Source organism: Paenibacillus mendelii (assembly GCF_024498075.1).
GTDB classification, from domain to species: domain Bacteria; phylum Bacillota; class Bacilli; order Paenibacillales; family Paenibacillaceae; genus Paenibacillus_Z; species Paenibacillus_Z mendelii.
Window position 1 is genome coordinate 431,173 of record NZ_JANHOF010000004.1, and the last position, 14,429, is coordinate 445,601.

General features: G+C 50.9%; 12 protein-coding genes. All 12 read right to left on the reverse strand.

Features of this window, described 5'->3' with window-relative positions:
• Positions 1-170: 170 nt before the first annotated feature.
• Positions 171-743: a leucine-rich repeat domain-containing protein gene (locus tag NNL21_RS16260; RefSeq protein WP_204818310.1), complete on the reverse strand. Its 573-nt coding sequence runs from the start codon at positions 741-743 to the stop codon at positions 171-173.
• 43 nt (positions 744-786) lie between these two features.
• Positions 787-1,056, reverse strand: coding sequence for a hypothetical protein (locus NNL21_RS16265; protein ID WP_204818311.1), 270 nt, complete (start codon positions 1,054-1,056; stop codon positions 787-789).
• An 86-nt stretch (positions 1,057-1,142) separates the two neighbouring features.
• A complete protein-coding gene (locus NNL21_RS16270; RefSeq protein WP_204818312.1) occupies positions 1,143-2,096 on the reverse strand; it encodes a sialidase family protein in 954 nt (317 codons plus the stop codon).
• A gap of 6 nt (positions 2,097-2,102) precedes the next feature.
• On the reverse strand, positions 2,103-3,131 hold the full coding sequence (locus tag NNL21_RS16275; RefSeq protein ID WP_204818313.1) for a TIM barrel protein: 1,029 nt from the start codon (positions 3,129-3,131) through the stop codon (positions 2,103-2,105).
• A 2-nt stretch (positions 3,132-3,133) separates the two neighbouring features.
• Complete coding sequence (locus NNL21_RS16280) at positions 3,134-4,309, reverse strand: Gfo/Idh/MocA family protein (protein ID WP_204818314.1); 1,176 nt, start codon at positions 4,307-4,309, stop codon at positions 3,134-3,136.
• Positions 4,310-4,467: 158 nt separating this feature from the next.
• The gene (locus NNL21_RS16285; protein ID WP_204818315.1) at positions 4,468-5,724 is read right to left on the reverse strand and encodes a DegT/DnrJ/EryC1/StrS family aminotransferase; all 1,257 of its coding nucleotides are present in this window, start codon (positions 5,722-5,724) and stop codon (positions 4,468-4,470) included.
• 89 nt (positions 5,725-5,813) lie between these two features.
• Positions 5,814-7,001: a hypothetical protein gene (locus NNL21_RS16290; protein WP_204818316.1), complete on the reverse strand. Its 1,188-nt coding sequence runs from the start codon at positions 6,999-7,001 to the stop codon at positions 5,814-5,816.
• 261 nt (positions 7,002-7,262) lie between these two features.
• The gene (locus NNL21_RS16295) at positions 7,263-8,399 is read right to left on the reverse strand and encodes an ROK family transcriptional regulator (protein ID WP_204818317.1); all 1,137 of its coding nucleotides are present in this window, start codon (positions 8,397-8,399) and stop codon (positions 7,263-7,265) included.
• 184 nt (positions 8,400-8,583) lie between these two features.
• On the reverse strand, positions 8,584-9,759 hold the full coding sequence (locus NNL21_RS16300) for a M20 family metallopeptidase (protein WP_204818318.1): 1,176 nt from the start codon (positions 9,757-9,759) through the stop codon (positions 8,584-8,586).
• A gap of 93 nt (positions 9,760-9,852) precedes the next feature.
• Complete coding sequence (locus tag NNL21_RS16305; RefSeq protein WP_204818319.1) at positions 9,853-11,586, reverse strand: dihydroxy-acid dehydratase; 1,734 nt, start codon at positions 11,584-11,586, stop codon at positions 9,853-9,855.
• A 42-nt stretch (positions 11,587-11,628) separates the two neighbouring features.
• Positions 11,629-12,924, reverse strand: a complete 1,296-nt coding sequence (locus tag NNL21_RS16310) for an aspartate aminotransferase family protein (RefSeq protein WP_204818320.1) — start codon at positions 12,922-12,924, stop codon at positions 11,629-11,631.
• 236 nt (positions 12,925-13,160) lie between these two features.
• The gene (locus tag NNL21_RS16315; protein ID WP_204818321.1) at positions 13,161-14,111 is read right to left on the reverse strand and encodes a sugar phosphate isomerase family; all 951 of its coding nucleotides are present in this window, start codon (positions 14,109-14,111) and stop codon (positions 13,161-13,163) included.
• Between the last annotated feature and the right edge of the window lie 318 nt (positions 14,112-14,429).

Here is a 14,429-nt window from a genome sequence, read left to right on the forward strand (position 1 = left end):
TAGATGGAAGATCCCTTATTCACCTATTCGGTGTCTTATATCCGTATACGACAAAAAACAGCGCCGTCATGTCTGCTTCCGGGCAGGATGATAGACGCTGTTTCTACTCTCCAAAATCTGGACTCCAGCTGAATAAAAACTGTAACATACAGCTGCTAATTACTACAACACTAACCGTAGCTGTACATGATGCGGCATTCCGGCATTGCTTCTGATAAATCCGCTTTCACCTTGTCGTCCAAGTCAAGGTCGCATAATTCTAAATGGCGCAAGGACTTCAATTTCTTCACGACGCTAATGTCCTGCAAATTAGGATTTGACGATAAGGTCAAATGTCTTAACTCCTGCATCGATTCCAGCGCACGAATATCATGAATATCATTCTCCGCAAGCGTAAGATAGACAAGCTTGGTCAGCTTCTCGAGCGGAGCAATATCACGAATATGATTGGTGTGCGCATCCAGATAGTTCATTTCAATACAATCCTTGATCGGCGTTAAATCCGATACCTCGTTTGCGTTTATTGCAATTCCCCGAATATGAGGTAACGCCTGGAACACTTCAATCTCACGCAGTCTAGAATGGTAGAAATAAACCTTATGGAGCTTAGACAGCCCCTGAAGCGGCGACAAATCGCTTATTTCGGAAACATATAACCAAGCACTCTCTAGGTTTATTAACGATTGAAGCGGTGTAATGTCCGAGATGCCGCAATCAACAAAGCCGATGTCGCGAAGATTCACAAGCTCCGTAATAAATTCCAAGCTCGAAAATGAATTTTTACGCTTAGGCTTCATCCTCGGGCAAAAACGGGTCATTCGAGACAATCAGTCTTTCGAGATGAATGATCGAGCGCAGTGGAGATAGATCAGTCAGCCAATTGTCCTGCAGCTCTAGATCAACTAGATTATGGAATCGGGCAAGATCACTGACGTCTTCAAGCTCCAGACGATTAAGCTTCAATGCTGTAATGGATAAAATATCCGCTTCGGTGAGCTCTCCTTGTTCTTTGCCAAGCTGTTTTCTCACCGCGGCTTCGATGATTCTGTTGTTCACCTTAGAGGCCGCCTCCGTCAATAGCTTCTATCTTCGACCTGTGTTAGTCTGGAATATCCTTATGCGATTAAGCAGCTGCATGCACATTACTCGCAATCGATCTCCCAAAAGACGATACGTTCGCGCTTCCACGTATACGTGATGAGCAATTTATCGCCATTCCTAATAATAGCCGGATAAGAATATTCACCGGGTTCACTCTCCAGCACGAACCATTCCCGCCAGGTTGTTCCGTTATCATCGGACAGGCTGACTACGAGAGGCGTACGAAGGCTCCCCTCGCTCACCGGATTGTGCACCAGCGCAAGCTTCCCTTCATCCCGCTTCACAAGGTCGATACCGCTGTTGTTATTAGGCAGCCCGGTCGGGTAAGCTTCACACCAGGTAGCTCCGGTATCATCGGACTCGCTGCGATAGATTGACCCCTCCGTGCTGCGGAGCAGCATATGAATCCGGCCTGACTCCGATTCCCACAAGGTAGGTTGAATGACGCCCTTCCCCCGAAGCGTTTCGTGCCGGATCGGCACCAGCTCACTCATGGTCCAGCTCTGACCTTGATCGCGGCTAATATCGACGCAAGCATCCCAAACCTCTGATTCTAAAGACGCCGGCGCGAGCCATGTGCCGTCCTTCGTAATAATCGGCTTATTGCGAACCGGTCCTCTTCCGCCCACATCGCCTGCTACAAGCTCAGCGGGCTGTCCCCATGTCGAGCCGCCATCTCGCGATTCAAGGACACGGGTGTACCAGCCCGGTATCGTATGACCTACTTTATAGTACAAGTATAGAATTCCATTGTTCCCTTGAAACAAGACCGGGTTCCAGTGGGGGATACCAGGTTCACCGGCTATCCGATGGGGAGCTGACCACTGCCCGTCGGTTCTCCGTGAACACCAGATGTCCACATCGGGATCGCCCTCATCGGTACCGCCGAACCATGCAGCCAGAACCGAACCATCATCAAGCGATACAAGTGTAGAAGCGTGACAGCTTGCAAAAGGCCGGGATTCTTCAAAGATGAATTGCTTCATCGTCGTCATCGCCCGTTATCCTTCCATTAAATGAGCCAGCACATACTCGTCCAAGCCTTCGTAGTCACGGGCTTCGATAAATCCGCGCTCCTTTTCCCTATCGTAAGTCCGCACCTTGTCCGCCAGCCGGAGGAACGTCTTCTTGCTGTTCTCAAGATGCTTGAAGGAAAGCTCTCGGGGCTGGGTGCGCATGACCTTCACATCGAGGCCGATAAATTCCCCATTCTTGCCATACTCGTTGTCGACAAGGACGCGTACCTGATTAAACGCCCTGCGCAGGTTGTCCGAACCAAACGCCTTATCCTGATCATATTTCAAACCGTTCTGATCATTGAGGTGGACACTCCATAATTTGCCTAGCGCCATTGCATATCCCATCTCATCGGAAGGATCCAGCCCCGCGAGGATGCAGTGAGCGGATTCGATCAGCCCGCCGACCCGGCTTGGATCAGTGGTTGCATAAGCCAACGATAACGCATGTCCGATTGTCGGAATATAGGCATGATCCATCGGCTCGTTAGGCTTCGGTTCGATCAGTACGCGGATGGACGGATCATATTCCAGCAGCTGGTTGATCGCATCGATCAGGTAGTGAACGGAAGCTGTCGGACTCTTGGCTTCACGAATATACGTACCTTCTCTTGCCAGCCACAGCACCAGCCTGTCTGTCCCCATCTCCCGGGCAATGTCGATCGTCTGCTTCGAGCGGTCGATTGCATACGCGCGTTCCCGCGCATTGTTAGACGTATACCCCCCGTCGATTCCTCTGCTGTTATCCCACAATCTCGGGGCCAGAATCTCAGCGACCAGACCGTGTTCATCCAGCACCCGGCGCATAGCCGCGGCTTCCTTCAATACTTCCGCATTGGATTTGCTGTCGATATCGGGCACGACATCATCGTCATGGAACTGCACCCCTTCGAAGCCGAGCTCGCGATAGACTGCCAGCTTTTCTTGAAACGAATAAGAGGACCTGACAGGAGCCCCGAACGGGTCGCTCCCTTCGTGAATATTCCATGGTCCGAACGAGAATCGAAAAGTCATAGTTACATCTCTCCTTTGGATGGGATCTGAACCCATTGCCTGGATTCAGAGGAACGCTCTACGGCTTCCAATACTAGCTGATTTCGGTAGCCGTCTTCGAAATTCGGCGTGGTGCTTTTGTTTTGGGCGATGCCGCTCATCATCTCATGCAACAGGTTGATAAAGGTATGCTCGTAGCCGATTATATGGCCTGCTGGCCAATAGTTGCCTGTATAGGGATGGACCTCTTCGGTGCAATTGATCGTACGGAATCCCTGAAGACCCTTCTCATCTTCTTCCAGGTAAACCTCCAAGTTGTTCATATTCTCCATATCCCAACGAACGGACCCCTTCGAGCCATTGATCTCGAAACGGTTGCCGTTGCGGTTGCCCTTCCCGAAGCGCGAAGCTTCGAATACACCTAAGGCACCGCCTTCGAAACGTGCGAGAAACGCCACTGCGTCGTCCACATCCACTTCTCCTGTACGGTCACTCTGCACCTGGGCATTCAGCCCGCCGCTCATCTCGCCAAGCGGACGCTCCTTGATGAAGGTATGCATCATCCCGTTCACTTCCGTAAATTCACCAACCAGATAACGCGCCAGATCGATCGAATGCGCCATCAGATCCCCGTGAGTGCCTGAGCCGCAAACCTCTTTTCGAAGCCTCCAGACGAGAGGGAAATTAGGATCCATGATCCAATCCTGCAGATAAGTACCCCGCATATGATAGATCGTTCCGAGACGTCCGTCGTCGATTAACTGTTTCACATACCTGATTGCGGGAACGAAGCGATAGTTGTGACAAATCATGTTTGTAACACCCGCTTTGTTCACCGCATCCAGCATGCGCGATGCTTGCTCGACGTTCATGGCAAGCGGCTTCTCGCATAAAATATGCTTGCCCGCCTCGGCTGCCGCGATGGCGATTTCCACATGGGCATTGTTCGGCGTACAAATATCGATGAGATCGATGTCGTCCCGTTCGATCAGGCGGCGCCAATCCGTTTCATAAGAAGCCCATCCCATCTTCTCAGCCGCGCTTCGAACCCCTTCTTCATCACGGCCTGCGATCGCCTGCATCACAGGTTCTGCCTCGGGATCAAAATAAAAAGGGAGGTCTCGATAAGCATGGCTATGCGCTTTCCCCATAAACTTATAACCGATCATACCGACACGTATTTTACGCTTGGCTGTCATGTGATCACTCTCCTAAAAGTTTTGATACCATCGACCGTTAGGTCGTAGCAAAACTAGCTTCGTAAGCATCAGCTAAGTTTTGATACCTTAGACCGCAAGGTCGTAGCAAAACTAGCTTCGTAAGCATCATCCTTGCTCGGTCTTCTTAGACCGCTGAACTAGAAGGATTCTGCTGTTTTGCAGATCGCGCGAATGACATCGTCGCAATCCTCATCCGTCATACGCTGATGCAGTCCGATGGAAATTGCCCGGCTTAGCAAGTCAAGCGTAACGGGGCACATATCCGGCGAGTATTGGACATCCCCTTTGTAGCTCTGACAGTTCCAAGGCGTATCTGTCTCGGAGGCACCTCTTTTCTCCATAACATAGGTCCAGTTTTTATAAATATGACGATCCGCAAATCCATTATTATTGATCGTCCCGTTCGGAATGCCTTCAAGCCCCAGCTTCTTCGAGAAGGCTTGCGACTGCTCCGCAGTCGGCAAATAGAAAACCAAGCTGTACGAAACATCTCCCTGCGGATCGGGGATGGTTTGCAGCTGTATGCTTTCCAAATGGCCGATGCCCGCAGTGATTGTACCTTTAATATGCTGAAGCTTCGATATGATGGCATGAATCCGTTCCGATTGCGCGAGCGCAAGTGCGGCATTAATTTCACTTAGCCGATAGTTCTCACCGGGAAACGACGGTTCTTGATTGCCCCCGTTCATATCCCAATAGACGAATGCGGAATCGTGATAGATATTCGCCCGGGCATACGTCTTCTCATCATTGGTCAAGAGCATGCCGCCCTCTCCCGCGGTAATGAGCTTATACTGCTGGAAGCTGAAGCAGCCTGCTTGACCGAAGGAACCCAGCGGCTTCCCTTGATAGGAGCCTCCATTCGCCTGCGCAACATCCTCAATGACAATAAGATTATGCCTGCTTGCGACATCCAAGATGGCGTCCATGCGGCAAGGAACCCCGCGCATATGAACCGGAATAACCGCTTTCGTATGAGGAGTGATGGCCGCTTCGAAAGCCTGGGCGTTCATCGTCAAGGAATCGTCAACTTCCACAATTACCGGTACGGCACGGGCAGTGAGAACGGCCGCCGCCGTGGCGATATACGTATACGCAGGAACGATGACTTCATCCCCAGGACCAATACCGGCACCGATCAGCGCGGCAACGAGTGCTGAAGTTCCCGAATTAACGGCAAGCGCATACTTCGTTCCGACCGTTTCCCGGTACAGCTTCTCCAACCGGTAAGCTTCCGATTGTTCTTTGTCCCCGCCGTAATAGCGGAATACCCGCTTCTTCTCCAATACCTGGAGAACCAGATCCTTCTCCCGCTGCCCAAACTCCTCCGTGCTCAACATGCCGAAATCCCATGGCTTCGTTCGTACCGGTTGGAAGGTATTATCCGTGTTCATGCCGCGAGCCCCCTCTCAACTTTTACATCACCGATTGAACCTGACATACTAGCTGCTATGTTGATCATATTTATTCTCCTGTCCCGATTTTATGTTAACGCTCTGAGCAATTGTTTGGCCGCCTGAACGAAGATTTCGCTAGCCTCTTCGTTGTAAGGCGTGGTATTCATTTCGTAACCTCCGAGTCCATCATGGAACGCGCTGTGCGTTGGCAAATAGCCCGTATATCCGTTTGCGACTGCCGAGAACCACGTCGACGGGAATGGCGAGTCGGCTTGAAGGATATTCACATAGCCGTTGAACACTTCGCAGGATGCCGAGAGAATGACCAAATCGCCAATTCGGTTACCATGCAATACGACAGGAATAGCGGGCTTAAAGTATCCCTTCCTAGTAGGCAATTCAACCCTTCGCTCCATACTTCTTAGAGGCAGACCGTCAAGGGGAGTTAATTGCTCGGTTACCTCCATGATTTGAAGATACAACTCATGCCCTCTGCGCTTTACCCATGGATACGTATCCGTTTCTTCGTTGCGGTAATGCCCGAAGGGTCCGACATCCCCCAGAAACCCTTGAATGAACATCGCCGTAAATCCAGGTCCGGCATTCTCCTCCCATTCTTTCATAGCCAACCCCACAAATTCGGCGGATACCCGATTGAGAGGATTGGTCAGCAGCGTAGGGTGGACGGCACAATTCACGAGAGCCCCTATTAGCTCGCCAGCTTCAGTCTCGAACACAGCGACGTTCAGCGCGGTATCGATCGGATGCTCCTCATTATGCTGGAGGTTAGGCCGCCGGTACGAAGCAATCCGATTGTGGCCCGATGCCGCTCGAATATGTACAGGCTGCAGATCTTGAGCTGCTTCAGCGATCGCCTGACCGATACGAGCTGTATACTTCGCACCGAGATGCTCCGGCGCACTATGGGTGTGCGTAGCATGAACGGACAGCGCGTCCTCCTTGACCCCGGCCAATACCGCCCATTCCCGGCGGGTGCCTTCCGGAAAGGTCTGCAGCAAATGACGATACGTGCCTACTTTGCCAGACGGATCGGATGCTTGGAAGGTGATCTCATTCGTCAGGCAGCAATCTACGCTAACCATAACCTGACGGCGCCTCCCCTCCTCCAAGACGAGAACGCGGGCGTATAGATCATCGAGAATGTCTGATGCCGTTTCGGCAATATAGACATTTGGGTCATACCCTTGCAGAGGAGCAGATTCCTCCGGCGTGATTTTTACTTTGCGGAAAGCTGCTTTCAACGTATTCGCCATAATTCACCTCTTCTTCGAATGGAAGCTTCTCAATGAACAACTTCAACCCTCGCTTACCACTTTCCCGTGAAGTAATTGCATCCCGTAACACACAATTACTTTACTAGATGAATTATATATCACACCCCGCTGGATGTAAACCCTTTCTTATCCTGAAATTCCAATGTATTTATTCCTATGAAGGCAGTACAAACGACGAACAAGCCGATCCTGGCGGGATGGGCTTGTTCGTTGAATGAAACGTATCTAAGGGGGACAATATCAAATCTGCTCGATGTCTTCAGATAGATAGAAATTGCCGGCTAATGCCAACGCACCCATGACGCCTTGACGGTCATGAAAGGTGCTTTTCTCCAATTTCATCCCAACGGTTGCAAACCGGTTTGCCCTTAATAGGATCGTTCGCTTAACCTCTTCGAATAGAAGAGGAAAGTGATCGAATACGGGGCCGCCAACATAGATTGCAGCCGGATTAAATAAATTAATAACGTTGCTCAGCACAACTCCGATGGACTTCCCTCCTGTGACACATACATCCAGCGCATTCTTATTGTTCATGCGGTATGCATCCAATAGAAGACGCCCGTCGCTTTCTTTCTTCTGATATTCTTCTTCCAGCATCGGATACGTAACAGTAGTCTCCAAGCATCCATAATTCCCGCATAAGCACCGGTAGGAGGTATCGTCAACCGTGATATGCCCAAGCAAACCAGCTACGTTGTTTAATCCTCGAAGCGGCTGGCCGTTAATGAAGATGCCCGCTACCACCCCGAACGCGATATGCACGACGATAAAGTCATTCACAGCTTTGGCTTTGCCAAGCATCTTCTCCGCATAAGCCATCGCCCGCCCGCTCTCCTCCAAATAAACAGGGCAAGCGTATCGCTGCTTGAGCACATGCCTAATATTCACATTGTCCCAGCCCTTGCAGTTAGGAATATTCAAGATTTCACTTCGCTCCGTGTTAATAATCCCGGTTACTCCTACACCAATCGCATCAACCTTCTCACGCTGCGATACGCTCAAGAAGGAATCGATCCGCGCCATCAGCTCCTCCAGCACATTCTCCTTGCCTTCGAATTCATCCATCAAAAATTCCTGTTCATGGCTGATCTCCAGATTATGATCCGCCAGGGCAAGCCGGACCCGGTATCCACCGATATCGACGCCTAGAAAACAAAATTTATCGGGATTCGGATAGAGCAGGACTTCCTTCCTTCCCAGTCCATTGCCGATTCGATTCCCTTCTATAATGTACTTCTGTTCCAAAAGCACTTTGCTGATATTCGTTATAGACGCCTGGGATAGCCCGGTTTTATCGGCAATTGCTTTCCTGGAAACGCCGTCGCTTTGTTGAATGGTTTTGATAACTAGCAGTTCCGACGGGTTTAATTTCATTTATTTCATCCCTTCTCAAACATTTGCTCTATTATATCAAATATAATTCATTCCGTAAAATAACTAAAGTGCAGCTGTCCCATATGGAAAAGCTTCAGCAGTCAGGGAGCTGAGCCGGCTCAATACAAAAACAGACCACACCCGAAAGGGCATGGTCTGTCTTATTTACAACTTGCTCAGCGATCTATGCGTTCAACGCTAAAAAATCATCGATAAAACGCAGATAGGATCTTGTAGTCGTCTCCAGCTCTTGGATTTCGACATACTCGACATCTCCGTGAGCCGTACGGAAATCGGGTCCATGACATAATACGGGCACTCCGAGAGCCTGGCCGAAGATGCCTGCATCCGTAACGACCTTCTTCCCAACCAACGGAAATTCGATATTCCGTTCCGCAATCACAGACCGGCGCAGCGCATGAACGGCCTCGCTGTTTTTATCGATCCGATATCCGTCCCGGACCTTCTTCATATCGAGCTTGATTTCCACGCCATGGGCCGCGGCGATTTTCTCTAATCCCTCGCTTGTCGCCCGTACCACATCCTCGAACTTCTCATCGGGTGCGTATCGTCTCACACCGGTAATGGATGCCGTTGATGGAAACTGATTATAGAACTTGCCGCTTTCAATTGCGCCGACGAAATAGGATGCATGTCCGATATCCTCGATTTCCGTCTTCGCAAGCTCCGCATTCCATTGCTCGAACAATTGGACGACTTCAGCTGCGATGGTGATTGGATGTGGGGTACCAAAGGGTGCTTGAAGCTGATGACAGGTCTCGCCTGAACGCTCGATCACGATATCGAATGTTGCCGAACCAAGCTGTGCCACCGTGCAATCCGACGTAGCGCCTTCCAATACAACGACCACATCCGCCTTGAGCGGTACCCGCTCGACTAGGGCAACGAGGTCTTCGCCACGTCCACCCGGACTCTCATGCAGGCTGTTTGCAATCATCATGATCCGTCCCGGAAGCTTGGTGTTCGTTTCTTGAAGACAGCGCAATACTTCCAGCATACATGCCAGGGAGCCCTTCATATCGCATGTTCCTCTGCCATAAATGCGTCCGTCGCGAACTGTCGCTTCATCATGAGCAAGCGGGATGACATCCATATGACCATTGAAAATGATCGTTTTTCCGGAAGCTTCGTCTCCGTCTCCATATACAGCAACCAGTGTCGGATTGTTCGGATAAAACTCGTAGCGCACGACCGAGCATCCCACTTCCTTGAGCATCTGTTCATAGCGGTCGGCAACGTCCATCGAATCACCGGTTATGCTTTTAATATTCACAAGCTCCAGCGTGTCACGAATGAGGCGCTCGGTATCCACTTTGTCCAGAATGGTCTGTAATGACATGATTCATTCGTCCTCCCTCATCTTATTAAGATACATTCCTTGATCGAAAGCCATAGCGGCTTACGAGAATCCTGCCGTCATGCAGCTTGTCTTCTAACCTCTGCCGACAATGGGAGGAACGAATACAGCGTCTTCTTTGCTGTCGGGACGCAGGACATCCAGATCGCAGCCCTCTGGGGCCTGCAGGGTATGGTCGGCGAACAGTCTTGGATATCCTCTTGTATGCTGCGGCTTAGGCGGCTGCCATGCTGCAAGCCGGGCCGCTATTTCGCTGTCGTCCAGGTCGAGGCGTATCGTCGACGCTTCAACGTCCAGCTCGATCCAATCGCCTTCTCTTACGATCGCAAGAGGCCCGCCAATCGCCGCTTCCGGCGCGGCGTGGAGAATTACAGCGCCATAGCTGGTTCCGCTCATGCGCGCATCGCTGATCCGCACCATGTCTCGAACGCCTTGACGCAGCAGCTTCGCTGGAATCGGGATGGAGCCCCATTCAGGCATGCCCATCGCTACGGGTCCGCAGTGCTTCAACACCAAGACATTGTCTTCGGTGGCTTCAAGATCATCGCGGTCGATGCGAGCCAGCATTTCTTCGTAGCTTTCAAAAACAATGGCCTGCCCGCGATGCTTGAACAGATGAGGCGAGACGGCGGATTTCTTGATGACCGCACCCTGCGGTGCGAGATTACCCTTCAATATCGCTAAACCAGCACGCTCTTTGAATGGTGCATTCAGCGCCGAAATGACTTCAGCAGCCGCTTCGTATTCGGGCATCTCTCGGCCATAGATTTGCCCAATCGTCTCGCCGGTGCAGCCCAGACAATCTTGATCGAGCAGCGGCATGATATTGTGGATGACCCGACGCAGACCGCCTGCTTTGAAGAAGTCATCCATGCTGTGAGACCCGCTAGGCTGCAGATTAACGACCAGCGGGACTTCTTCGGTGAGCTCCTCATAGCGCTCGATTGGGATTCGAATGCCGAATCTGCCCGCTATCGCTGTCAGGTGGATCGCCGCATTCGTGGAGCCGCCGGTTGCCGCGAGCAGCTTGATCGCATTATTGAAAGCAGGCTCCGTCATTAATTTGGAAGGCGTTAAATTCTCCCTGACCATCTCTACAATCCGGAAACCTGTCGCTTCCGCAGCGATTTTACGACGCGCATCGGTAGCGGGAATGCTGGACGTACCAGGGAGCATCATGCCGAGCATCTCGGACAGACCCTTCATCGTGGAGGCCGATCCCATCACCGGACACCCGCCCAGACTGCAAGAGATCGACTGCTCCAGCTCCTTCCATTCTTCTTCGGAGAGAATCCCTGCCTTATAATCATCGGAATACTTCCACAGGTCTGTTCCGTAGTTAACCGTCTTTCCGCGGAAGCTCCCCGACGAGCGATGGCCAGCTGCAAACTGCAGCGCCGGCAAATCGCAGCTGGCCGCGGCCATCAGCTGCGCAGGAACCGTCTTGTCGCATTCGCATAGCATCACAACGCCGTCAATCGGCTGCGAGCGGATGCTTTCCTCGAGATCCATGGAGAGCAGGTTCCGATACAGCAGGTCCGACGGCTTCATAAAATCGGCCGGCGTCGATATCGTATGCATCTCGATCGGGTAACCTCCGGAGAGCAATACGCCTCTCTTAACGTATTCAACAAGCTCTTTATGCGGATAATTGCAGCTGTTCAAGTCATTCCAAGCATTGAATATACCGATGATCGGCTTGCCGACAAACGTGTCTGGATTGTGTCCCATAGCCCGCATGGCCGTTCGGTGCTGAAAGGTTAATTCCTCGTTCTCATTCTCAAACCACTCGCTGCTGCGTAATTTCATGATGCTCCCCTTTCGAGATCGTCCTCTTTATCTCTTCAACGTTTATTCTGCGAGCATTTCTTTTAATACGGTTTCAATGACTTCCAGCGCATAATCGATATCCTGCTCGGTATGGCTGTAGCCCACATGATTCCGTTTAAGGTTCATTGGCATTTTGTAGATGCCTCTCTCAAGAAGCTTTCTCCGGTAACGAACATAGAATTCGGCGTCATTCTGCTGTAGATCGGTATAATTCTGAGGCATAAAGTCCATAAAGTACGTAGTCCACACGGAACCGAAACCGGCTACAACCGCTTGAATTCCAAGTCTGGCATGAATGTCCCGAATGCCGCTGCGCATCCGCTCACCCAGAGCGAACACATACTCATGAACAGGCTCACGTTCCATCAGTTCGATGGTAGCGATGGCAGCCGCTGTACCGACCGCATGTCCATTATACGTACCGGCAAACCAGACATCGCCGCCAGGATTCGTATTGAAGCGCTGCATAAATTGTTTCTTCCCGGCTATAGCGGCAATCGGGTATCCGTTCGCCATGGCCTTGCCCATCGTTGTCAGATCAGGCGTTACACCGGCTACCTTCTGGAATCCGCCGATATCATGTCTGAAGCCCGTGATCACTTCGTCGAAGATCAATACGGCGCCATACTGATCGCAGAGGTCTCTCAATCCCTGCAGAAATCCGTCCTGCGGCATAATGCAGCCGATATTGTGCGGAATAGGCTCAACAATCAGAGCTGCGACCTCGCCGTCATTCTCCTTGAACGTCCGTTCCACGTCCTCCAGATCATTGTAGGTGCAGATGAGCGTGTTGTCGATCGCTTCATCCATCATCCCTGCCGAGCCTGGATCCCGCTTGCCGATCATGTCCCACTTGCTCAGCATGTTGCGGGCAACGTAGTCATGCCAGCCATGGTAGCAGCCTTGGAACTTGATCAATTTCTTACGCTCCGTTACCGCGCGCGATAACCGGATCGCATGATAGGTGGCTTCCGAGCCGGAGTTACAGAACAACACCTGCTCTGCTGACGGAACATGCTTACAGATCAAGCGGGACAGCTCGATTTCAAGATCCGTCGTACCTACGCCGTACAAATCCGTTCTTTGAATTGCCTCTATAACTTTACCATTCACATAAGGATGGCTATGTCCGAGAATGTAAGGACCGAAAGCAGCTTGAAAATCCAGATACTTATTGCCGTCAGCATCGTAAATGTAAGCGCCCTCTGCTTTTGTAAAAATAAGATGGGGCTCGACGTTGCGAATGGATGTATGTACTCCCCCAGGAGTGTACAGATTAGCTTCTTCATAAAGCTCTTGGCTGCGTTGCGTGTTCATATGAACATCCTCCTAAATATCGCTGCTTTCATTTTTTTAAACAGCGTTTATAACTTTATTTAATGCTATTCTACCAGCACCTCGCGAATTCCTCTACCCCTAAATTAAAAAAAAAACAGAACGGCCCTTTTTGAGGTATTCGTTCTGTCAAATATTCGTGACATCTGCTTACTGTTCTGTCTAATATTTACGCTTGTTACATGGACTTTCTTACGTATGCCAGAAGACACGCCGGGCTAGTTGCAGTCCGCTTCCAAAGGTCCTGCCAGCTCCTTCAGGAAGAACAGCTTGCCCGGAAGTGTAGGCATATAGGTAGATGGAATCCAAGAATCGGGACCATAACGAAGCGTCATCCACAGGGACATCCCCTGCCACTGCATCCCCCTGCCCAGTGCGCCATCGCATCCCCCGATGATACGATCGGACTGCAGAAATAACGCGGGGCCGATTGTATTCGCCGTACAGGGAACAAGTGTAGTCCGGCTCTTGAAGCTGGTAATCGCGTTCTGCTCGATTGTGAGCGGGTGAAGCCTGGCGCCGATCCGGTAGGCCTGTGCTTTCCATTCCTGCTCCGAATCATATTCAGCGGCAAAATGAGGCTCCCAAAACGCAATATGGCACATCCGTCCGATCCCGAAGATCGTGACCAGCTTGGCCCCTTCCGATTTGAGCTTGCCGATTTTCTCCGCATAAGTCGGGAGATTCGCCTTCGTAGCGAAATTACGCTGCTCTACAGGTACCGTCAATTCGCCGAGCGGGCCGTAGAAAGCATTCTGCATGGCGTTCTGAAAAGCTCCGGGGTTCGTCGGTTCAAGCGTATTGCCTTCTTGGTCGCTCCATTCATCCATATTGAAGCCGTATACATGGCTGCAGGATACGTTCCAGGCGCGCAAGAAATAGACCGCCCACTTGTACATGCCCATCGGTCCGACAGGAAGAATGAGCGCCAGCTTGCGCCCTTCATCTGCGGCTTGCTTGATTTCCATCGCGATTTCATGGCCGAGCATCATATCAAAATCATGAATTTGTTCGCAGACGACAGGCTCAAAGTCGGGATGCCAGAACGATTGACGCTCCGTTATCGCTTCTGGCGGATGGCTGCAGCATTGATCAATCTTCTCCAGATCCCAACCCTTCGGGAAGAAGGTATCCAACAAAGAGCCTTGCTTTGTGCTTAAAAAATCCATTTGATCACTCCTAAAAGTTTTGTGAAGCTTTATCATCATTGAATATACTTCGCAGCAAAACTTGCTCCGTAAGCATACGCTTCGTTTTGTGAAGCTTAATCATCATTGAATATACTTCGCAGCAAAACTTGCTTCGTAAGCATTCGCCTGCTCAAAATTGATCACAAACGGCCGAGAAGGGGGATTGTTCGCGGAGTTGCTGTTGTTCATGGATTCCTTTAAACAAGGGTTAAAGGATCTAATCCGGGAACAAAGGCGACCGCTGGCGCTTCTCCATAAATCAATCTTCCCACTTCGCCCTTTGTTGCAGGCCGGCGT

Excerpts from the sequence above, each read along its gene's own strand:
- NNL21_RS16270 (WP_204818312.1), bottom strand. The coding sequence starts at position 2,096 with ATGACGACGATGAAGCAATTCATCTTTGAAGAATCCCGGCCTTTTGCA.
- NNL21_RS16275 (WP_204818313.1), bottom strand. The coding sequence starts at position 3,131 with ATGACTTTTCGATTCTCGTTCGGACCATGGAATATTCACGAAGGGAGC.
- NNL21_RS16280 (WP_204818314.1), bottom strand. The coding sequence starts at position 4,309 with ATGACAGCCAAGCGTAAAATACGTGTCGGTATGATCGGTTATAAGTTT.
- NNL21_RS16285 (WP_204818315.1), bottom strand. The coding sequence starts at position 5,724 with ATGAACACGGATAATACCTTCCAACCGGTACGAACGAAGCCATGGGAT.
- NNL21_RS16290 (WP_204818316.1), bottom strand. The coding sequence starts at position 7,001 with ATGGCGAATACGTTGAAAGCAGCTTTCCGCAAAGTAAAAATCACGCCG.
- NNL21_RS16295 (WP_204818317.1), bottom strand. The coding sequence starts at position 8,399 with ATGAAATTAAACCCGTCGGAACTGCTAGTTATCAAAACCATTCAACAA.
- NNL21_RS16300 (WP_204818318.1), bottom strand. The coding sequence starts at position 9,759 with ATGTCATTACAGACCATTCTGGACAAAGTGGATACCGAGCGCCTCATT.
- NNL21_RS16305 (WP_204818319.1), bottom strand. The coding sequence starts at position 11,586 with ATGAAATTACGCAGCAGCGAGTGGTTTGAGAATGAGAACGAGGAATTA.
- NNL21_RS16310 (WP_204818320.1), bottom strand. The coding sequence starts at position 12,924 with ATGAACACGCAACGCAGCCAAGAGCTTTATGAAGAAGCTAATCTGTAC.
- NNL21_RS16315 (WP_204818321.1), bottom strand. The coding sequence starts at position 14,111 with ATGGATTTTTTAAGCACAAAGCAAGGCTCTTTGTTGGATACCTTCTTC.